Genomic DNA, 20459 nt, shown 5'->3' with positions numbered 1-20459 from the left:
GGGGTCGGTATGCCCGAATGGATTTCCGTTGGAGAGTAGCTCCCCACCTGCGGTTCTTCCATACGGACTCCCAACGCCCGGGCGCAGTTCACAAACAGTGGTTTCTATGGCACGCAACGACGCGCCCCCGACTTAGTTCAGCCACTCCTTGCGCACGACGAACGTCTCCGCGATCAGGTCGTGCAGCGCCTGGCGGCGGCGGGTAAAGGCCACCATCAGGTAGCCGATGCCGAACAGCAGCCCCGAGAGGATCTCCGCGAGATAACGCCCCGTGGCGCGCATAAAGGTGATGCGCTCGCCGTGATAGTCGACCACGCGCAGCCCCACCGCCATCTTGCCCACCGTCGCCTGGTAGCGGGAGCTGTGCATCCCCGCCCAGTACAGCCAGGCCACCAGGATGTTGATCAGCATCCAGGCAATATCGGCCGCCATCAGCTCGGGTTCCGGCCCCTTGGGTGCCATCGTCTCCGGGCTGATCACCATCTGCGCCACGATCTGCGGCACCCCGATCACCACCATGTCGACCAGGGTGGCCAGCACACGCCGCCAGAACCCGCCAAAGGCGGCGCGATCCTCCGGCGGCCCGGCGTGCGCCGGCGACGCTACGGCCACCTCGACCAGATCCGCTCCACAGCCATTGCAGTAGCGCGCCTCGGGCGGGTTGTCCCGCCCGCATGCCTTACATTCCATGTAAACCCCTTTTCGTCCCTGATACTGCAGCCCTACGGATGCACGACCGTGTTATGCCCGAACCGGATCTGCCAGCCGTGGTGATCGTCCCGCTCGAGCAGAAAGCTCATACGCGTGTACAGCACGCCATCCCCGCGATCCGGCAGCCCGGCTGGCATGGACTCGATCTCCGATACCCGCAGCACGGCCTCGGCAAACGCCGTGTCTTCGCTCAGCATCGAAATATCCTGGACATCCACGCTCAACGAGCTGCCCGCAAACGGCCCCTGCAGGACCTCGGCATGCCGCTTGGCATTCGTCGCACGATCATCAAAGCGCGTCCCGAACAGATTCACGAGCCCCGCGTCTTCCTGATAATCACGCGCCCAGGCCTCGCCATCGCCGGCTTCCCAGGCGGCCTCCTTGGCCTCCAGGATGCGCTGGATTTCACCTTCATCGGCACCTGCGGTGGAGATCAGCGCGGCCAGCGGCAGTGCGAGAAGCGAGAGCAGTTTCCTGGACATGACAACTCCAATAGTGAACGCCAACACAGGGTCCCTGTTTACAGGAGCGGCTCCACCGGCGCCAGTCGCGTTACCCCGGACAAAAAGCGCCGCCAGATACCGGCCTTCGGATCGGTGCGGTAAAGTCTGCCCTCGTCGTCCGTCCAGATCGGCCAGCCCTCGTCATCCAGCCGAACCTGATACGCCAGCTCCGGCCGGGTGCTGTGCTCGTACAGTTCCAGCAACTCCTGGACGATCTCCGGCTCGCGCAGGAACACCCCCAGCTCGGTGTTGGTGTAGCGTGAGCGCGGGTCCAGATTGAACGACCCGACGAACCCCTCCTCGCGATCGATGATCAGCGCCTTGGTATGCAGGCTCGCGTGCGACGAGCCGATCCCCATCTCGCGATCCTCGGCCGCGCGCGGCGGCAATGCGGTCGGGCGCAGCTCGTGCAGCTCCACCCCGGCCTGCAGCAATGCAGGACGGCGACGCGAGTACCCGCTGTGCGTAAAGGCCACATCGTTGGCCGCCAGGGAGTTTGTCAGCACACTCACCCGGACCCCGCGCTCACGCATCGCGATCAGCTGCGCCGTGCCGTCCCGCCGCGGCACAAAGTACGGCGAGATCATCAACAACTCGTGCTCGACCGCATCCAGACGACGCGCCACCGCCTCGGCCACGCCTTCGCGGATGTCTTCATGTCCCTTGGCCTTGCCGACGTCATCCACGACCAGCTTCGCCCGATCGGTCCAGGTGTACACCCCGGCATCATCAATCGGCTGGGCGAGGGGCACGCCATTCAGTGGTTCCAGCGTCAGCAGCGGATGTTCCAGGTGCTCGGCACGCCAGGCATCAAGCTTCTCCCGATGGCGTGCGAGCCTCCCCGGGTCCTGTTCCACCCGGCGCATGCGTCTTAAGTCGATCGCCGCCCGGCTGTTCCAATACTCCACGAACGAATGGTCCACCTCCGTCGCCAGCGGCCCAACCATCACCAGATCCAGATCCGTAAAGTTGTAGTGCGGGCTGACCTCGAAGTACTCGTCCCCGATATTGCGTCCGCCGATGATTGCCAGATGCCCGTCGACCACCCAGGCCTTGTTGTGCATGCGGCGGTTCAGATCGCTGCCACGAAAGACAAACTCCACCCCCGCACGCACCGCACCCCGGCGCGTACGAAACGGGTTAAACACGCGAACCTCGATATTGGGATGCTGATTGACCGCCGCCAGCAGGTCATCGCTGCCACGCACATCCATGTCGTCCAGCAACAGCGACACCGCCACGCCCCGGTCCGCCGCATCCAGCAGCTCCCCGAGCAGCGTGCGACCGGCCACGTCATCGCGCCAGATGTAGTACTGGATATGGATGCGCTCCTGCGCCTTGCGCGCACTCTGCACCCGCCACTGGAAGGCCTCCGCCCCGGTATCCAGCAACCGGAACCCCGTCTGCCCTTCCTCCACCGCCGGCAACGTATCCAGCCAGGCGGCCAACTCGCCCTGCGCCGCCGGCGCCTGAGGGGCGCGGTCCATGCGGTCCGGGGCAGGCTGCATCGGCGCACACGCCGCCAGAACTGCAACCAGCAACGCCGCGACGAGCGGCTGAAGCAACGCGCGCGTGTTCATTCGCAGACGTTCGACCTCTGCTCCCACCCAAGCCCCAATGCCTACAGCATGTACCGCCCGTGCGAACCATTCCATGGTCCGTCTCCCCCAAAACAAAAAAGCGAGCCAGGACACCCGGGCTCGCTTTCTTTCAGATACTGGTAGGCGCGATTGGACTCGAACCAACGACCCCCACCATGTCAAGGTGGTGCTCTAACCAACTGAGCTACGCGCCTGTCGTCTTCGAGCCGCGTATTCTACGCGCTCCCTGCCCCCTGTCAAAGCCCATCGTAACGCATTGTCTTCCCGCCACCATCCCATCTCCAGCCATAGCGAACGATGCAACCGCCCGGCACCTTGACGGTCATTGCTTCGCCCGGAGATACCATCCCCCACGGGGATCATTCTCCCTTCACCCCAGTCTTACCTATAGGCCATTTGCCAGACGGATCGACAACCATCCACATCCCGTAACGATCGGATTCGCCCAGAGGGGGCTCATCATGCGCCCGAACCTAATCACGGTATTCGGCGGCACCGGCTTTCTCGGCCGCACAACCGTGCACGAACTGCTCAACGCCGGACACCCCGTGCGCATTGCCTCGCGCCACACGGCGCTACCCGCCTCCTTGCAAGACCACGCCCGCCTGGAACACTACCGCGCCGACATCCGGGACGAAGCCGATGTCGCCCGCGCCCTAGAAGGCGCCAGGGGCGTCATCAACGCCGTCAGCCTGTACGTGGAGCAACGCGACCTGCGCTTCACCACCATCCACGTCGAAGGCGCCGCGCGCCTCGCCCGCGCTGCCCACAAAGCGGGCCTGGAGCGAGTCATCCAGATCTCCGGCATCGGCGCCGACAGCCACTCGCCATCGCCGTACATCCGCGCCCGAGCCGAAGGCGAAGCCGCCGTCCTCCGCGAATACCCCAACGCCATCATCGTGCGCCCCAGCGTCCTCTTCGGCCCGGGCGACGCCTTTGTGCGCAACCTCGCCGGCCTCGCTCCGCTGCCGGTGATCCCCCTGTTCGGCCGCGGCACCACCCGCCTGCAACCGGTACACGTCACCGACATCGCCCGTGCCCTCGCAAGCCTGTGTGCAGACGATCCGCCCACGCACCAAACCTTCGAACTCGGCGGCCCGGACATCCTCACCTATCGCCAGATCGTGCGCCTGGTCCTCACGCACCTGGGCCGCAAACGCCCCATGCTGCCCATACCATTCACCGTCTGGCACGCCCTGGCCGCCGTGGGATCGCTACTCCCCAACCCACCCCTAACCCGCGATCAGCTCTATCTGATGCAACAGGACAACATCGCCAACCCCACCTTCGGCACCTTCGCCGACCTGGGCCTCACACCCCACTCGTTCGAACAATCCCTCCCCAACTGCCTCCCAGCCAGGTAATCCCAACCAACCCAGACAGGACAACCGCGGCCGGAATCGGTAAGGTTTCCACAGAACGAAAACGGACTTACGTCACATGGATGGACTCGCGGCCCGCCCGGCCCACGCCGAAGAATCCGGCCCCGCCCCCATTGCCCCGCCGGAGCAGGTCGAGGCCTTCCTCGACCGCTGGCAGGAGGCCGGCGGCAGCGAGCGCGCCAACTACCAGCTCTTCCTCACCGAGCTGTGCAAACTGCTGGACCTGCCCCAGCCCGACCCGGCCAGCGACGACACCGCAGACAACGCCTACGTCTTCGAACGCCGCGTGACGATCCGCAACCCGGACGGCAGCGAGAACCGCGGCTACATCGACCTCTACCGCCGCGGCTGCTTCGTGCTGGAGGCCAAGCAGACCGGCAAGGGCCTGCACACCCAGGGCTGGGACAAGGCCATGCTCGCCGCGCAGAACCAGGCCGACCAGTACGTGCGCGCCCTGCCGGAAGACGAAGGCCGCCCGCCGTTCATCGTGGTCACCGATGTCGGCCGCAGCCTCGAGCTCTACGCCGAGTTCTCCCGCTCCGGCGGCACCTACGTCCCCTACCCGGACCCGAGCCGCCACCGCATCCGCCTGGAAGACCTGCGCGACCCCGAGATTCAGCAGCGCCTGCACCACCTGTGGCTGGCGCCCGACCAGCTCGACGCCAGCAAGCACGCCGCCCGCGTCACCCGCGAGGTCAGCGCGCGCCTGGCCGAACTGGCCAAATCCCTGGAACAGCACGGCTTTGATGTCGAGCGCGTCGCCCACTTCCTCAAGCGCTGCCTGTTCACCATGTTCAGCGAGGACGTCGAACTCCTGCCCAAGGGCAGCTTCACCGCCCTGCTGGAACGCCTGCAGCAGAACCCCGAACACTTCCCCGACGCCATGCGCTCGCTGTGGGAGACGATGAACACCGGCGGCTATGAAGGCCAGCTGATGCACAAGCTGCAGCGCTTCAACGGCGGCCTGTTCCAGAACATCGACCCCATCCCGCTCAACGCCGACCAGATCGGCCTGCTCATCCAGGCCGGCAAGGCCGACTGGCGCTTCGTCGAACCCGCCATCTTCGGCACCCTGCTGGAACGCGCGCTGGACCCGCGCGAACGCCACAAGCTCGGCGCCCACTACACCCCGCGCGCCTACGTGGAACGCCTGGTCATGCCCACGCTCATCGAGCCCCTGCGCGCCGAATGGAACACCGTGCAGGTCGCTGCCGAGGCCTGGCTGCAGCAGAACAAGCCCGACAAGGCCCTGGACGAACTGCACCGTTTCCACCAGCGCCTGCGCGAAGTGCGCGTGCTCGACCCCGCCTGCGGCTCCGGCAACTTCCTCTACGTGGCGCTGGAACACCTCAAGCGCCTCGAAGGCGAAGTGCTCAACCTCATCCGCGACCTGAGCGCCGGGCAGAGCACCTTCGACACCGAAGGCCTCACCGTCGACCCGCACCAGTTTCTCGGGCTGGAGATCAACCCACGCGCCGCCGCCATCGCCGAGATCGTCCTGTGGATCGGCTACCTGCAATGGCACTACCGCCTGCACGGCCGCCTCAGCCTGCCCGAACCCATCCTGCGCGACTTCCACAACATCGAATGCCGCGACGCGCTGATCGACTTTGATGCCCGCGAACCCATGACCGACGACCACGGCCAGCCCGTGACCATCTGGGACGGCATCAGCTACAAGAAAAGCCCCGTCACCGGCGAACTCATCCCCGACGAGACCGCCCGCACCCCCGTCTACCACTACAGCAACCCGCGCCGCGCCGAATGGCCCGAAGCCGACTACATCGTCGGCAACCCGCCGTTTATCGGCGCCGCCACCATGCGCCGCGCACTGGGCGACGGCTACGTGGATGCCGTGCGCAAGGTCTTCAAAGGCATCGTCCCGGACTCCGCCGACTTCGTCATGTACTGGTGGCACATCGCCGCCGAGAAGGTCCGCAAGGGTGAGGCCCGACGCTTCGGCTTCATCACCACCAACAGCCTGCGCCAGACCTTCAACCGGCGCGTACTCGAACCGCACCTGAACGACAGCAAGAAGCCCCTGTCGCTGGCGTTCGCCATCCCCGACCACCCCTGGGTGGACAGCGCCGACGGCGCCGCCGTGCGCATCGCCATGACCGTCGGCGTAGCCGGGGAACAGCCCGGAACACTGCGACACGTCGTCAACGAACGCGATACGGACGACGATGCCCGTTCAGTCGAACTGAACCAACGAGCGGGCAAGCTGTTTGCGGATATCACGGTCGGGGCGAACGTGGCAGGAAGTGCGCCTCTGGCGGCCAACGCGAATCTCGCGTCACGTGGTGTCCAGCTCATCGGCTCTGGTTTTATCGTCACGATCGAGCAGGCTGTCGAACTCGGTTGGGACGCGGACGCCCCGACCTCGCAGGTCATTCGCCAGTATCGAAACGGGCGCGATCTAACCCAGACACCACGCAACGTTATGGTCATAGACCTGTTTGGCCTCACGATCGAAGACGTAAAAGGTCGTTTCCCTGCGATCTATCAATGGGTTCTGGAACGCGTCAAACCTGAGCGAGATCAGAACAATCGGACTGGATACCGTGAGAAATGGTGGCTCTTCGGTGAACCCCGAAAGGACTGGCGAAACATGGCCGCAGGCCTCCCGTGCTACATCGCCACCGTAGAGACCACCAAGCACCGCGCCTTCCAGTTCCTCGACGCGGACATCCTGCCCGACAACATGCTGGTGAACATCGCCATCGACAAGCCTGCCATTTTGGGTGTCCTGTCCAGCCGCATCCATGCAGCATGGGCGCTCGCCGCAGGTGGGCGTCTGGGCATGGGCAACGATGCCCGCTACAACAAGACCCGCTGCTTCGAGACCTTCCCCTTCCCGGAACTCGACGACCAGCAGGCCGCCACCATCGGCGACCTCGCCGAACGCATCGACGCCCACCGCAAGGAGCGTCAGGCCGAACACCCGGACCTCACCCTCACCGGCATGTACAACGTGCTGGAAAAACTGCGCGCCGAAGAACCGCTGACCGCCAAGGAACGCACCATCCACGAACAGGGCCTCGTCTCCCTGCTGCGCGAACTGCACGACGACCTCGACCGCGCCGCCTTCGACGCCTACGGCTGGCACGACCTCGCCGACCGCCTCGTCGCCCGACCCGGCGCCACCACCCCGCTGCCGGACAAGCCCGCCGACCAGGCCGAAGCCGAGGAAGAACTCCTCAGCCGCCTCGTCGCGCTCAACGCCGAACGCGCCGCCGAAGAAGCCCAGGGCCACATCCGCTGGCTGCGCCCCGAATACCAGGCCCCCGAAGCCACCCAGACCACCGCCACCCTGGAAGCCAAACCCGAGGCCGCCGCCGAGACCCCGACCGAACCGGCCAAAAAGCCAACCTGGCCCAAATCCATGCCCGACCAGGTCGAAGCCGTCCGCCGCCTCCTCGCCATCGGCCCCCAAACCCCGGAAGCCCTGGCCAGCCACTTCAAGCGCAAACCGACAAAATCGATCACCCAGGTCCTCGCCGCCCTCCAAATCCTCGGCCAGGCCACCACAGACAACGACCATTGGCGCCTGACATGACAATCGACCCGCAGTATCACGAGTTCAGCGAACGGCCATGGCACCAAACCGCATCTATAACCGCGCGAGATAACACCGGACTAAAACCCTCTCGGCCCAAGCACCCACCTAATTCCATGTCCTTTTCATACATTGGACAGCCGGTCCATTATCTAATTGAACAAGCGCGAAGGTCCATCCGATATCCGTGCCCGCTACCCATTCACAGCTAGATCTCTAGGGAGAGCAAATTGACGTATAAGACAACTGACGTGTTCGGCGTAAAGAGCACTCTCATCAAGTCATATATCGAGCGGGAAGCCGTTGATAAACGCTTCCAAGATGCGCTTGGCAGCGGAAACGAAGTTATTGTCTATGGCTCGTCCAAACAAGGCAAGACTTCGCTGATCCTTCGACACCTGGAGCCCGCCCAATATGTAAAGGTCGAATGTTCACCGCAAACGACTACTGTAGATATTTACAAATCTATTCTGAGGCAACTGGGCGTCACCTTCATCGAGTCGGAAAGCCTAGAAGCAACCTACGAATCCGGCGCCAAGGTGGGCGGCGGATTCATGGCGAAAGTGCCGTTCTTTGGCGACGCTGGCGTCAATACCGAAGCAGATGAGCGGAGGGGTGATTCAAGCGGAAGAACGGAAACACACATTGAATACAACCTAGCTCTAGCACAGGACGTCTCAGAGCTATTGCATGCAAAAACATTCGACAGGTTCGTTGTTCTAGAAAACTTTCACTATCTCCCTCATGAAGTGCAAGAGTCGCTAGCTTATGATCTGCGAATCTTTCAAGATCACCATTTGATTTTTGTTGTTCTAGGTATTTGGCGGGAGGCAAATCGCTTAGTCCAATTCAATGGTGACCTTCTGGACCGCGTTACCGAGGTCCCAGTTGAGCCATGGAGCGCCGAAGATTTCCTTGCCGTCATTGGGAAGGGCGAGGAATTACTTAACGTGGACTTCTCTCAAGTGCGTGACAGAATTGTCGCCGAATCCTTCGACAGTGTCGGGGTCGTGCAGGAATTATGTAAGTTTTGCTGCTTAGAGGCAGGTGTAGATGCAACTTCGCAAACGAAGGTATCAATAACCCCGGAACATTTGGAATCTGCAATGGAAGCGAAAGCGAACGAATACGGTGTGAGGCACGTTCGTAACTTCGAGTCGTTTGTAGATGTCAGAGTTCGTAAGAGCTCTCAGAGTGGGAAGCCATCGCTCGCCTACCCGTACTACTTTATCCGCCTGCTTCTTACCCATGAGTTCTCCGATATCGAGCGCGGCCTCTCGAGAGGAAAGTTGCTAGAGGAAATTCGCAATATTCATCATCGCCCAGAAGATGTTCGCTCGAGTGATCTTGGGCAGTTTCTTCACAACATCACTCAGCACCAAGTCACGAAGAAGATCCAACCGCCATTTGTCGATTACGATCGCGGAGGAAAAGTGTTGAAGATTATTGATTCATCGCTTTACTTCTTTCTCCGGCATTGTGATCGTGAGGAAATTCTTGAGGACATCCCCAATCCGGTCGACGAGATTTAACGCTTCCATGATGGGGTAGGACCACGGTAATCAGATGTATTGCAGGCGATTAACGTCCCGTGAAGGCTTCTTCAACGCACTTAAAGTGCCCATTTCGACGCTGCAATCCGCCGCTGGGGGAATTTGGCGAAAATCGTGTAAGGCGACGACGGAGAGGCTGTACGGCTCAACTCAGGAGATTCGATGATTCTTAAGGAGAAGGACGGCCTAAGCGGCCAAGATGAACGCTCGAAGGCCGGGCACCAGCAGGAACAGGACGTAGCGTTCTACCTGCGGCGCGAATTTGGCGACGATGAGACCGTGCGGATCATCAACGACCTGCGCATCGAGCATAACGGGGAGCGCGCGCAGATCGACCACCTGGTGGTGCATCCCTATGGGCTCGTCCTCATCGAGTCAAAAAGCATCTACGGCGAGGTGAAGGTGAACGGCCATGGGGAGTGGTCGCGTAGCTACCGCGGCGACTGGTACGGCATGCCCTCCCCTGTGCGGCAGGCAGAGCTGCAGGAGGCCCTGGTCAAGGATCTTCTTCGCCAGAACGTGGAGAAGTTCCTCGGTCGACTGCTGGGCATCCAGACCCAGATTGGCAACCGTGAATGGGAGACGCTCTGCGCCGTATCCAGCAGCGCGATCCTGCATCGCGATGAGATGCCCCGTGCGATCGCGAACCGCGTGGTGAAGAGCGAGTTCGTCGCGGAAAAGGTACGCGAACTGGTCGGCTCACGGGCCAAGGGGCTGGTCACGGCCCGGCCACGATTCAGTCAGAAGGAAATCGAAGGCATCGGCGACTTCCTGCTCCAGAACCACCTCGGGCCAAGCGTGAATGCTTCGGCCGTGGCCGAGCCGGCCCCGCGGGTCCAGGAACCGCCCGTTTCCGCCAACCCCGAGCCAGCACCAAACGCGCAGCGACCGTCAATGCCGAAACCGCAGCCCAGCCAAACCGCGCCCTCGCCTGCTACGAGCCCGAGTCAGGCCTCCACTCTCGCCTGCAAGAAATGCGGCGAGCAAGACCAGCTGACCGGCATGTACGGCAAATACGGCTACTACGTGCGCTGCGACTCCTGCGGCACGAACACCTCAATGAAGCTGCCCTGCCCGGCCTGCCAATCCCGCAAGGTCCGAGTGACCAAATCCGGCCCGACCTACACCAGCACCTGCCAGGACTGCGCCCACGGATGGGTGGTATTCGAGCAGCCTGGCAATTCCGCCGAGCAATAGCATCCTGACTTCGACTAATTCACGGCTCCTGAAAAGCGGGTGCGAGCGCAGGCCTAGCCTGGCCCAACGACGATCAGAATTTGAACAAGCACAGCCACCAGAACAGACACGACAAAAGCGGTCCACACCACAGCCCGGCTACTAGCTCTGGCCAGACGATCGCCAATCAAGAACCACACTAAAAAGAACGAAACGATCTGAATCCAGTTCAGGTGCGCCCATGAAAAGTAGAACACTGCGGCCAAACCTGAGGCCCCGTATAGAATGGTCAAGACCGTAATGAGCACCGGCATTGATCTTGCGGCCACCCGAACCTCGCCGGTGTTATTCAAGCGTGCACCTGCTGGTCCTGCGATCCCGATCGAGGCAACCAACGCGTAGCCAAGAACGTCAATTGGAACGAGCACAATCCCATTTCCTTATGGTGACAGTAAGAGCGCGAAGTCTAGCCGAACTCTCGCACCAATGGGACTAATTTCAGACTGAGCTTGAAGGCTGGGGAAGGACGCATGAAGTCGATTGTTGCGCCACCGCCGGTCCTGCGGCACCCTCGCGAGTCGACCGCCCCTGGCGGGCGCGTTCCCAACAGAATCCTCCGAGCGAAGGCCATGAGTGAAGCGACAATGACGGCGGTGGCCCGGCAGCGACTGCTGCTCCAGGGGCAGCTATCGACCGCCCTGGCGCGGCTGGTGGGCGCCTGCGCCGAGAGATGGGGTGAGCGCGAGGCCCTGGAGCAGCGGCTCTCGGTGGCTCTGAGCGCGCTGCCACCAGGTGACCGCCAACGTGTCCCCGGAAGGCCCCTTGCCGGACCAGGCCGGACGGGATCGCAGCACCCGGCCCTACCTGGCCGATGCCCTGGCCGGTGCCGAGTTCTCCATGTCGTCGGCCTACATCAGCCGCAATCGGCGCCGCCCGACCCTGACGGCCGTGCAACGTCTGACCCAAAGCGACGGCACCTTGCTGGGATTCCTGGGAGCGGACTTCGACCTGCGGGAGCTGCCTCTGACCCGCGACCTCTATCAGCAACCGGACCAATGGATGCAGCTGAAGGGGGATCCAGCAATCCGCAGGGGTTTGTTCAACCAGCATCGGGTGGATAGCCCGCTCGACACCCGGATCGATGAGGTACTGGATCTCCTGACCGAGCTGGTGGTCGCCCACGGCGTATTCCACGGCAAGCTGCATTTCTCCAGTTCCCGGGCCACCTTGTGGCTGCGCGACGACCCATTCCGCTACCGCTTGCTGGACTACGAGGACCTCACGGATCCCGGGATCTGTCTCGCCTATCCCCAGCGGTCCTACCCCGAGGAGGCCGTACTCTCCACGGAGCAGGTAGCAGCGGTGTTCCGTACCTTCCGGGAGCTGCGCTTCATGGACGACACGATCTACCTGCGCTCCGGCTCCCTCAATATCTTCAACGGCATGGTTGGCCTCAACTTTTCCTGTGACGGGTCCCACTACATGAGCGGGCAGGAGTTTCTCGCCAAACGCCTGGACTTCTGGCTGGGCTCCGGGGAAGAGCACGAACGCCCGCAATCCCCAGGGAAACACTGATCAATGGACACCCTCGCGCTCGAGTCGCTTTTGCGTGGGAACAAGACGCGGTGACCGCCTTGCAGCATTCTGCACAAGGAAGCCGCAACGCCCTTCCCGCGAAAAAGCGGCCGAGCCCCTTCGTTCATTAAGTTGTGGGGTTGGTATCCCAGGTTCCCCGATCCTGCGTTGCGCCGCTTGCGGGTAGAACCACTACCCGCTGCACGACGCGCCTTGCCTCGGAAAACCTGGCATACCAACGCGAGTGTGTCCATTGATCAGTGTTTCCCTAGGCGTCCGGGGAATCTACCTTCGGATTGAGCCCACAACGCCTCGAGGACAAGGAGAAAGAGGACACCCATCTTGTTCACATGCCGCCACAGCCCTCTCCTCTCGTAGGAGCCCTGGAGGAGAAAGAGGACACCCATCTTGTTCACATGCCGCCACAGCCCTCTCCTCTCGTAGGAGCCCAGCCCTCTGGGCGATGGGGCGCTGGACATGCCCGATCGGCGAGAGGGCTCGCCTCCTACAGTGGTAGGACCCAGTCTCAGCAGGGAACGGGCGTGGGGCGATTTCCGTTGCTACAGGCTACGGACATGCCCCTTGGGGCGCTGGGTCAGGCGGCGTCTAGTGGGTGGATGCGGTTTATGTCGTCCTGAATGGCCTGGGCGGCGTCCCAGAGGTCCACGGCACGTTGGGCATTCATCCAGTACTCCGGGGTAGTCCCGAACAGCCGTGCGAGCCGCAGTGCCATCTCCGGACTTAGAGCTCGACGTTCGCGCAGCAGTTCGTTGATGGACTGGCGCGATACGCCTGCCGCCTTGGCCAACTCCGCGGTGCTCAGGCCAAAATCCGGGAGAAAGTCCTCGCGCAGCATTTCACCCGGATGGGTCGGCCGCCGCTTCAGACCGGTAGTGTTGGGGATGCTCACCACTATTGCCTCCTAGTGATAATCCGTGATTTCGACATCGAAGGCGTCGCCGTCCTCGAACCGGAAGCAGAGCCGCCACTGGTCATTGACGGAGATTGCATACTGACCCTTGCGATCTCCTTCCAGCGCGTGCAGCCGATTGCCGGGTGGAACCCGCAAGTCATCAAGCTGCTCGGCTACCGAGAGATAGTCCAACTTGCGGACCGCCCTTCTGGCAACATCCGGCGGGATCCGCTTCGACTTCCCTGTCGCGTACAACTCTTGCGTACGCCGATCCGCGAACGTCTTGATCATAAAACCAATGTCTCGTATCACGTGACACGTGTCAATATGCTAACTAGCGCGGCGAGAAGGCGGAGTCCCACCTTGTTCACATGCCGCCACAGGCCCTTTCTCCGGTAGGAGCCCAGCCCTCTGGGCGATGGGGCGCTGGACACGCCCGATCGGCGAGAGGGCTCGCCTCCTGCAGTGGGTTGGCCGCAGCCTCGGCGACCAACCGACGTGGGACAATCTCCGTTGCTACAAATGGCCGCAGGGGTCAGACCTTGCCTGTTGCCCCCGGCATCAAGGGAGAAGCAAAAGGCAAGGTCTGCACCCCCAATAGCTGACGAGAAGGTGGGCACCCATCTTCTTCCAGGTGCCACGCCATCATCCCGGCCGCAGTAAAGTGGAGAGCCGGGATCTCTGACGCCAACGCCTGCCCCACCCCCGAGATGCCGGATAACCGCTGGGCGGTTTCCGGGACGGCGGCCGATTAAGAACAACGAAAGCCCTGTATGAGCTTGCTTGCACGCGAAGCCCCAGCCAAAGCCGGACGCGAGCAGGAGCTTCGCTTGCAAGCACGCTCCTACGCGAGGGCTCCGGAGTCAGACCTTGCCTTCAGCGTATAGTCGAATAGCGGGGTCGAACCACGGTAAGCCCCTGGGTCAACGGGGATCCTTCAGCGAAAGGACGGCTTCTGAGCCTTAGGCAAGGCATTTCGCCCCCGAAATGGCAACGCATGTTCTTCGTTTCAGGATGCCATGGCGTGTTGGCAGGAGTCGTCTATTGATTCGGCCCTGGTCAACGTCTACGCTCGACCTTGCTGGCCCGCGCGAGACTCGGAAGTCCCGGACGGGCGACTCACAGCGACAACATCTCGACAGGTTAATCCAAGGATAAGGAAACCGGCATGGACGACAGTTTTGACCCGCGCAAGCAGGAAGCTTTCCAGAAGCGTTACCAGGACTTCATAGGCCAATCCATTATCGACGGACTGTTGCGTCCGGAGATCCTCCCCGGGATTGGCGACCTCCTGCAGAACCATGGCCAGGGTGGCAACTACCGGCAAAGCGGCGGTGGCAGCTATAGCCAGAGCGGTGGCGGGGATTACTCGCAGTCCGGCGGGGGTGACTACACCCAGTCGTCGGAACTGCCCCGCTAGCCTCTCAGCCCCGCCAGTCTCCGCTGGCGGGGCTGTTCACATTCCCAACCATCCACGCACGGACACTGCCGTGCCTGCAGGTGACACATGCAGGCGTTGCCGTGGGTCGGCCGTTGCGGCGTGTATGGCGTTTGCCACAGGAGGAAGCCCCACATGCAGGAAGCCTGGGTGCAATCCGAGACGACGGAAAGACGCTTCGCGGGAACCACGCTCCAGGTGGTTTTCAAACTCGTGGAGCGCTGCAACATCAACTGCTCCTACTGTTACTACTTCAACATGGGGGACAAGACCCCCTTCGACCGACCGGTGAAGGCCACACCCGAGACTGTGGAGGCCATGGCGGACTGGATCACCCAGGGTTGCCAGGAACTTGGCTTCCGCCGTGTGCTTATCGCCTTCCATGGTGGCGAACCGATGCTGGTCAAGCCGCGAGAGTTCGAACAAATCTGCGAAACGTTCCGTCAACGGATTGAACCGCAGGTACCGATGGGACTCACGATCCAGACCAATGGGACCGTGCTCACCGAAGAATGGTTGGCTTTGTTCCACGAATACGGGGTTCACGTGGGCCTGAGCATCGACGGCGACCACACCGCCAACGATCGTTTCCGGCTCGATCATCAAGGCCGCTCCACCTTCCGACAGGTGGAGAACAACCTCCGGCGGTTTCTCGCATGGGCCGATGCGGGCAACGGACGCGGGGTATCGACCATCTCGGTGATGGATCACCGCAACGACTACGCCGAGGTCTACCGCTACCTGCGCTCCCTTGGCGTGCGGCAGATGAGCTTCCTCTTGCCTGACCGGAACCGGGATGACGGCTTCAGCGAGCCAGGCGAAAGCAGCGAACGCTACGGTGAGCGCCTGGCGGAGCTGTTCCAGGCCTGGCTGGAAGAGGACGACAAGAGCATCTTCGTGCGCCAGATCAGCGAGATCCTTCAACACCTGCAGGTCCGCGAGGACAACGACGTGGAGGGAGACCCCAGCGCGGGGGGCCGACGGGAAGGCTTCCAGGTCGTGGTGATGCACAGCGACGGCAGCGTTTCGGTGAACGATTCCTTTCTCCCGGCGCTGGACTGGTATTCGCGTACTCCCCGCTACTCCATCCACCAGCACAGCCTGCGGGAGTTCCTGGATGACCCCATTTTCGAGGACGTCCAGCGCATCCAGGCTAGCGCAGCTGACGAATGTCTATCCTGCGAGTGGCGCGGCATCTGCAGGGGTGGCGACATCGAGAACCGGTACTCTGCGGAAAATGGCTTCGACAATCCCTCGATCTACTGCAAGGGCTACCACCGTTACTATGGCCACATCCGCGACACGCTGGTCCATAACGGCTATCCGGCCGAGTTGATGAAAGCGAAAATCGCACGCTCCCAGAAGCAATTCCCAAGCTGACACAGTCCACCCAACGCAAGGAGTCGCGGGGCCGGACCGGGTCGGTCATGACGGGGTCGGACCACGCTAACTCTCTGTAGGAGCACGACTTTCGTGCCTTAAAAGTCCATCACAAGACCTTCAATGAGGCATTTCAGCACCAAAGTACGGCTCTTATCGGCACCCTCGGTGTTCCAGGGGAGCAACGATGGCGAGGCCGGAAATGGCCCGTTCGAGGACGCTGGGGGCTAGATTCTGGGTGGGCCCAGAGTTCCGGGCACGTAATTCTTTCAGGGAGGAACACATGCAGAACGGATACACCGCCACGGCCCGCTTGGGCCGCGTACTTGACCCGGACTCTGGCCCGGGCCGACGCCGCTTGTCGCGCCGGCCGTTCACCGCGGCGTTCGGGACCTTGCTCCTTGTCCTTTGCCTCGCCGCTCCGGCGGGCGCGGACGAGCCGCCGGGAATCCTGAACATCCTGAGTCAGTTCATCGCCTCCAGCACGGCCGCATCGCGCTGTGCCGAGATCGACCAGGACCAGATGGTGGCCTTTCTAGCCAATCAACAGACGGTCTACCTCCGCTCGACCATGGCGCTGCAGGACCACCGACCGGACTGGACGGACGAGCAGATCGCGAACGTTCTCAAGCGCGCGCAGGAAGATATCCAGTCCCAGGTGTCGGCCTACATTGACGAACACGGCTGCGACGACCGGCACGCCCGGACGCTGACAGAGCTGTACGCGGCCCAGGCGAAGTGGCGCCCGGGCCAGGCACCGCCAACCGACACCGAGTAGCGCCGGCAAGGGCGCGATGGGCCGGCGTACCCCGCAGGTCGCAAAGGAAGAGCAAGGAAGAGGACACCCATCTTCTTCCGAGCGCCACGGCGTCATCCCTACGGAACCGAGGCGGAGAGCCGTGATCACTGACGGCCAGCCCTGCCCCGGCGCCCGAGATCCCGTATAACCGCTGCGCGGTTTCCGGGAATGATCCGAACTGTTACCGCAGTTTCTGCGGTGTCTGGCGGTGACGGAATACCCGTACGGTTTACGGGACGTACGCGAAGGCGTACTCTTGGTCGAAGCCCACACACTTGCGAGGTGCGCCATGACGGGAATTACGGCTACAGAGGCGCGCAGTAACCTCTACCGGCTGATCGACGAAGCGGCGGAATCCCACGAGCCGATTGTGATCACCGGCAAGCGGAACAACGCAGTCCTGCTATCCGAATCGGACTGGTCGGCCATTCAGGAGACCCTGTACCTGCTATCGGTGCCGGGTATGCGGGAATCGATCCGCGAGGGCATGGATACTCCAACGGATGAATGCCACGAGGAGCTGGATTGGTGACATGGAAGTTGGTCTACACCCGGCAGGCTCAGAAGGATGCGAAGAAGCTGGCGACCAGCGGCCTGAAGCCGAAGGCACAGGAACTGCTGACGCTGATCGCGGAAGATCCGTATCGAAAGCCCCCACCTTTCGAGAAGCTGGTGGGTGATCTCTCCGGCGCATACTCGCGGCGCATCAATATTCAACACCGGCTTGTGTACCAGGTGCTTGAAGACGAGGGAGTCGTCAAGGTGATTCGTTTATGGAGCCACTACGAGTAACCCGGCTACACGATCCCGGACAGCCCCTGCACGGTTTACGCGAGAAAGCGCGAGAAAGAGGAGAAAGAGGACACCCATCTTGTTCACATGCCGCCACAGCCCTCTCCTCTCGTAGGAGCCCAGCCCTCTGGGCGATGGGGAGCTGGACAGGCCCGATCGGCGAGAGGGCTCGCCTCCTACAGTGGGTTGGCCCCCAGCCTCGGGGGCGTGAGAATGGAGAAGCCCACCCTCCTCCGGCTTCATGCCGCCATTCCGGCCGCATTGGAGCTTCAGGATATCGATCCTCAGGATCGACAGCCCCGTTCGTGTAAGGCTCCAAACTCAAGCGCTTTGGGGCGGTATCGCCGTTTCGCTGGGGGCTGGACCCCAGCACAGATCGCTAAGGTATCGAGGCAGTACCAAAAAACTCAGCCATCCTTGGAAGGGTTGTCTATAGTTCACAAAGCACTTTCCAAAAAGGACTTTGAACTTCATGGCCGATGCTTCTGGCAGCACCCCGCAGGCGAAGTCCTCTCCCGACACACCAGACCACACCACCAGCCGGGAGTTTGTCAGGGGCCTGCCACGGATGGTCGCCGACCTGGCCGACCGCTGGTACATGATCCGGCAGCGCGGCTGCCGCCATGTGGACCTGGGGGACATCCGCGCGCTGACCCGGGTGATCGCCGGAGGCCTGGCCGGGACATCGCTGAAGGAGGCGCTGAACACGGCCCGGCGCATTGACGAGCGCGTGGCCCAGCACCTGCAAAGCCCGCTGCCCCCCACCTCAAACGAACAGGAGACCATCGGCTCCCTGATTCTGCGGCTGCAGGGGACGCTTCCAGGCGATCTCGATGCCTCGGAGGGGCTCCCGGCGGCTCCGGAAACCGAGAATGTGCGTACTCCGGTTCCCGACCGGCTGCGGGTCCAGTTGCTCGGGCCGGCCGGCGCGGCGCGCGACGAACTGGCACTGCAACTGGTGGCCTGCGGCTTCCGGGTGGACCCCTTCGCCAACCTGCAGGAGGCGGTACATGCGGAATCGACAGCAACGCCTCATGCACGCGTCGTCCTGTCAGCGCCACCGGGTCCGCCGACCCCTGATGACGAACACCGCCTGCCCAACATCCTAGTCCTACAGGAAGCCCAAAGTGGAGAACAGCCGACCACGTCGGGCGACTGGGACGCGATCCTGACCATGCCCACGATTCCCTCCGAAATGGCCACGACACTGGAGGGCCTGGTGGACTCCAGCCCGTGGGACCCGCTGCGGATCATGCTCGTCACCACGGGGCAGTCGGTCTCCCCTACCCGCGCCCTGCAAGAATCCTCCGCGCTCGACATCCAGCGTCTTTCGCCGGAAGACGACGTGCCCGGCCACGCCGTGGAGAGCCTGCCCGAGGCCATCGTGATCGACGTGGACATCGCGGCCGACCGGGCTGCGGCCCTGTCCCGCTTCCTGGCCCAGGATCCATCGCTGTTCGACATCCCATGTGTTCTGCTGACGTCACCAGAAGGATCTGTAGCCGCGCCGGGTCCGGGGCTTTCCCACATATCACCGGAAGCGGCGCCCGAACGCGTCTGCGCCGAGGCGCGCCTCTGCCGACGACGTCGCCGGGCTGGGCGTGGCACCACCACCCTGCGCTCCGGTGATCTGACGCCCCTGCTGGACCACTGGCGCACGGGGCTGGCGACGCAGCCCGGGATCGTCGCACTCGCCTGTATTGAATGGGACGAGGCCTCGAATCTGCTCCGGGAACAGGGGGTGACCGGTTTCTCGCTGCTTCAGCGGCGTCTGCTGGGGCGAATCTCGGCGGGCCTTGCTGCGGGCGAGCGCATCACCCGATTCAGCGAGAACGCGATCCTGGTGCTGCTGAACCGGGCCGATGCGGAAGCCCTGTCGGACTGGGGCGATGCCCTTTATGCGAAGGTCCCGGCGCCGCATGGTGCTCCGAGTCACGCACCATCCCCAGGCCTGAGCATCGGCATCACAGCACTGGCCGACATTCCTGCGGCGGATGCCGTGGACCAGTCTCTGGCGCTTTGCGCACAGGCCCGCCGGGAAGGCGGCAACCGCATCCAGCTGGATCCCGCGCTGGTCACGCCGGAGTGTGGCGTCGCCCAGCAACAGCACTGGCGCCAGGTCATCACCCGCGCAATCCACGAGCAGCGCCTCTTTCTGGTGTATCAACCCATCGCCAACATCGCCGGCTCCGACAAGACCGAACGCTACGAAGTCCTGCTCCGCATTCGGGATCCGGAAGGCCACACCCAGCTACCCGGCCCGTTCGTGAACATGGCCGGACACCTGGACCTCGACCGGGCGCTGGACCGCTGGGTACTGGCCAATGCCGTGGACATCCTGGGCGCGCGTCTGCGCACCCATCCGGACTCGGTGTTCTTCGTCAAACTGTCGCCCGGGTCGCTGCGCGACCAGGATCTGGCCGGCTGGCTCGGACGCATACTTGCACGCGCAGCCCTGCCATCCCGGGCACTGGTGCTGCAACTGGCGGAGGAGGATATCGTGGCGGATCCGGAACAGGCCGAGCGCATCACCGGGGCACTGCGTGACATCCAGGTCGGGGTGGCCGTGGAGCACTTCGGGCTTTCCAGTAGGCAACCGGCCCAGCTCCTGCGCAGCCTGCAGCCCGACTACGTGAAAGTCGCCCGTCCACTGACCCACGGGCTGCACGATGCCGCGGACAAACTTGTCCGACTGGAACCGCTGCTGAACATCGCTCGTGCCAGCGGTGCTCGCACCATGGCGGCCTATGTGGAGGACGTGGACGGGCTGGCCCTGCTGTGGCAGTCGCAGGTCGACCTGGTGCAGGGCAACTTCCTGCGCCAACCGGACGAAGAGCTGCGCTACGACATCGAGTTCTAGCGCACGGTGCGGTAGTGCCTTCAGTCGCAGGGGCGCCCGGGGTCTTCCTTCGGAATTAGCAGGCCGACGCGTTATCGGAAGAAGTCGCCCGTCTTGTTCACATACCGCCACAACGCCTTTCTCTTGTAGGAGCCCAGCCCTCTGGGCGATGGGGCGCTGGACACGCCCGATCGGCGAGAGGGCTCGCCTCCTACAGCGGGTGGGCCCAGCCTCGGGG

The 20459-nt window shown here is 62.9% G+C and carries 16 protein-coding genes, 1 tRNA gene and 1 pseudogene; 11 read left to right on the top strand and 7 right to left on the bottom strand.

The genetic code is table 11. From position 1 onward, the window contains the following. Window positions 1-132 precede the first annotated feature (132 nt). The 4 genes from C935_RS0104415 to C935_RS0104400 all read right to left on the bottom strand — a co-directional run bounded on the left by C935_RS0104415 (window position 133) and on the right by C935_RS0104400 (window position 3009). Window positions 133-690, bottom strand: coding sequence for an RDD family protein (locus C935_RS0104415; RefSeq protein ID WP_018861304.1), 558 nt, complete (start codon window positions 688-690; stop codon window positions 133-135). 32 nt (window positions 691-722) lie between these two features. Then, window positions 723-1193 (bottom strand): SgcJ/EcaC family oxidoreductase, encoded by a 471-nt coding sequence (locus C935_RS0104410; protein WP_018861303.1) that lies wholly within the window; start codon window positions 1191-1193, stop codon window positions 723-725. Window positions 1194-1231: 38 nt separating this feature from the next. Next, the gene (locus C935_RS0104405) at window positions 1232-2794 is read right to left on the bottom strand and encodes a phospholipase D family protein (RefSeq protein WP_018861302.1); all 1563 of its coding nucleotides are present in this window, start codon (window positions 2792-2794) and stop codon (window positions 1232-1234) included. A 138-nt stretch (window positions 2795-2932) separates the two neighbouring features. Then, window positions 2933-3009 (bottom strand) — tRNA-Val (locus C935_RS0104400). A 267-nt stretch (window positions 3010-3276) separates the two neighbouring features. Between C935_RS0104400 and C935_RS0104395 the strand changes: the two genes are divergently transcribed. The 4 genes from C935_RS0104395 (at window position 3277) to C935_RS0104380 (ending at window position 10506) form a co-directional block, all read left to right on the top strand. Further along, window positions 3277-4179 (top strand): complex I NDUFA9 subunit family protein, encoded by a 903-nt coding sequence (locus tag C935_RS0104395; RefSeq protein ID WP_018861301.1) that lies wholly within the window; start codon window positions 3277-3279, stop codon window positions 4177-4179. Window positions 4180-4255: 76 nt separating this feature from the next. Continuing rightward, window positions 4256-7756, top strand: a complete 3501-nt coding sequence (locus C935_RS0104390) for a DNA methyltransferase (RefSeq protein ID WP_018861300.1) — start codon at window positions 4256-4258, stop codon at window positions 7754-7756. A gap of 230 nt (window positions 7757-7986) precedes the next feature. After that, window positions 7987-9288, top strand: coding sequence for a hypothetical protein (locus C935_RS0104385; protein ID WP_018861299.1), 1302 nt, complete (start codon window positions 7987-7989; stop codon window positions 9286-9288). Between the two features lie 183 nt (window positions 9289-9471). After that, the gene (locus C935_RS0104380; RefSeq protein WP_018861298.1) at window positions 9472-10506 is read left to right on the top strand and encodes a nuclease-related domain-containing protein; all 1035 of its coding nucleotides are present in this window, start codon (window positions 9472-9474) and stop codon (window positions 10504-10506) included. 53 nt (window positions 10507-10559) lie between these two features. On the opposite strand, the gene C935_RS0104375 is transcribed toward C935_RS0104380, so the two are convergent. Next, entirely contained in the window at window positions 10560-10838 is a 279-nt protein-coding gene (locus C935_RS0104375) for a hypothetical protein (protein ID WP_231372833.1), read from the bottom strand. A gap of 291 nt (window positions 10839-11129) precedes the next feature. Between C935_RS0104375 and C935_RS12705 the strand changes: the two are divergent. After that, window positions 11130-12060: pseudogene (locus C935_RS12705) on the top strand (PDC sensor domain-containing protein). A 595-nt stretch (window positions 12061-12655) separates the two neighbouring features. Here C935_RS12705 and C935_RS0104360 read toward each other — a convergent pair. Together C935_RS0104360 and C935_RS0104355 are read right to left on the bottom strand one after the other, a co-directional pair. Then, complete coding sequence (locus C935_RS0104360) at window positions 12656-12970, bottom strand: HigA family addiction module antitoxin (protein ID WP_026278634.1); 315 nt, start codon at window positions 12968-12970, stop codon at window positions 12656-12658. Window positions 12971-12982: 12 nt separating this feature from the next. Continuing rightward, window positions 12983-13264, bottom strand: a complete 282-nt coding sequence (locus C935_RS0104355; protein WP_018861293.1) for a type II toxin-antitoxin system RelE/ParE family toxin — start codon at window positions 13262-13264, stop codon at window positions 12983-12985. An 877-nt stretch (window positions 13265-14141) separates the two neighbouring features. Between C935_RS0104355 and C935_RS0104350 the strand changes: the two genes are divergently transcribed. The 6 genes from C935_RS0104350 (at window position 14142) to C935_RS0104325 (ending at window position 20242) form a co-directional block, all read left to right on the top strand. Beyond that, complete coding sequence (locus C935_RS0104350) at window positions 14142-14393, top strand: hypothetical protein (RefSeq protein ID WP_018861292.1); 252 nt, start codon at window positions 14142-14144, stop codon at window positions 14391-14393. A 153-nt stretch (window positions 14394-14546) separates the two neighbouring features. Beyond that, window positions 14547-15791, top strand: a complete 1245-nt coding sequence (locus C935_RS0104345; protein WP_018861291.1) for a radical SAM protein — start codon at window positions 14547-14549, stop codon at window positions 15789-15791. Window positions 15792-16074: 283 nt separating this feature from the next. Beyond that, complete coding sequence (locus tag C935_RS0104340) at window positions 16075-16569, top strand: hypothetical protein (RefSeq protein WP_018861290.1); 495 nt, start codon at window positions 16075-16077, stop codon at window positions 16567-16569. A 310-nt stretch (window positions 16570-16879) separates the two neighbouring features. Further along, entirely contained in the window at window positions 16880-17122 is a 243-nt protein-coding gene (locus C935_RS0104335; RefSeq protein WP_018861289.1) for a type II toxin-antitoxin system Phd/YefM family antitoxin, read from the top strand. Further along, on the top strand, window positions 17119-17382 hold the full coding sequence (locus C935_RS0104330) for a Txe/YoeB family addiction module toxin (RefSeq protein ID WP_018861288.1): 264 nt from the start codon (window positions 17119-17121) through the stop codon (window positions 17380-17382). Before C935_RS0104335 ends, C935_RS0104330 begins: the two co-directional genes overlap by 4 nt. A gap of 568 nt (window positions 17383-17950) precedes the next feature. Further along, window positions 17951-20242: an EAL domain-containing protein gene (locus C935_RS0104325; RefSeq protein WP_018861287.1), complete on the top strand. Its 2292-nt coding sequence runs from the start codon at window positions 17951-17953 to the stop codon at window positions 20240-20242. Window positions 20243-20459: the final 217 nt, after the last annotated feature.

The organism is Thioalkalivibrio sp. ALJ3 (assembly GCF_000377205.1).
In the GTDB taxonomy this organism is placed as follows: Bacteria; Pseudomonadota; Gammaproteobacteria; order Ectothiorhodospirales; family Ectothiorhodospiraceae; genus Thioalkalivibrio.
The sequence above is the reverse complement of the archived record's forward strand: the minus strand, read 5'-3'. Positions and strand labels throughout refer to the sequence as shown.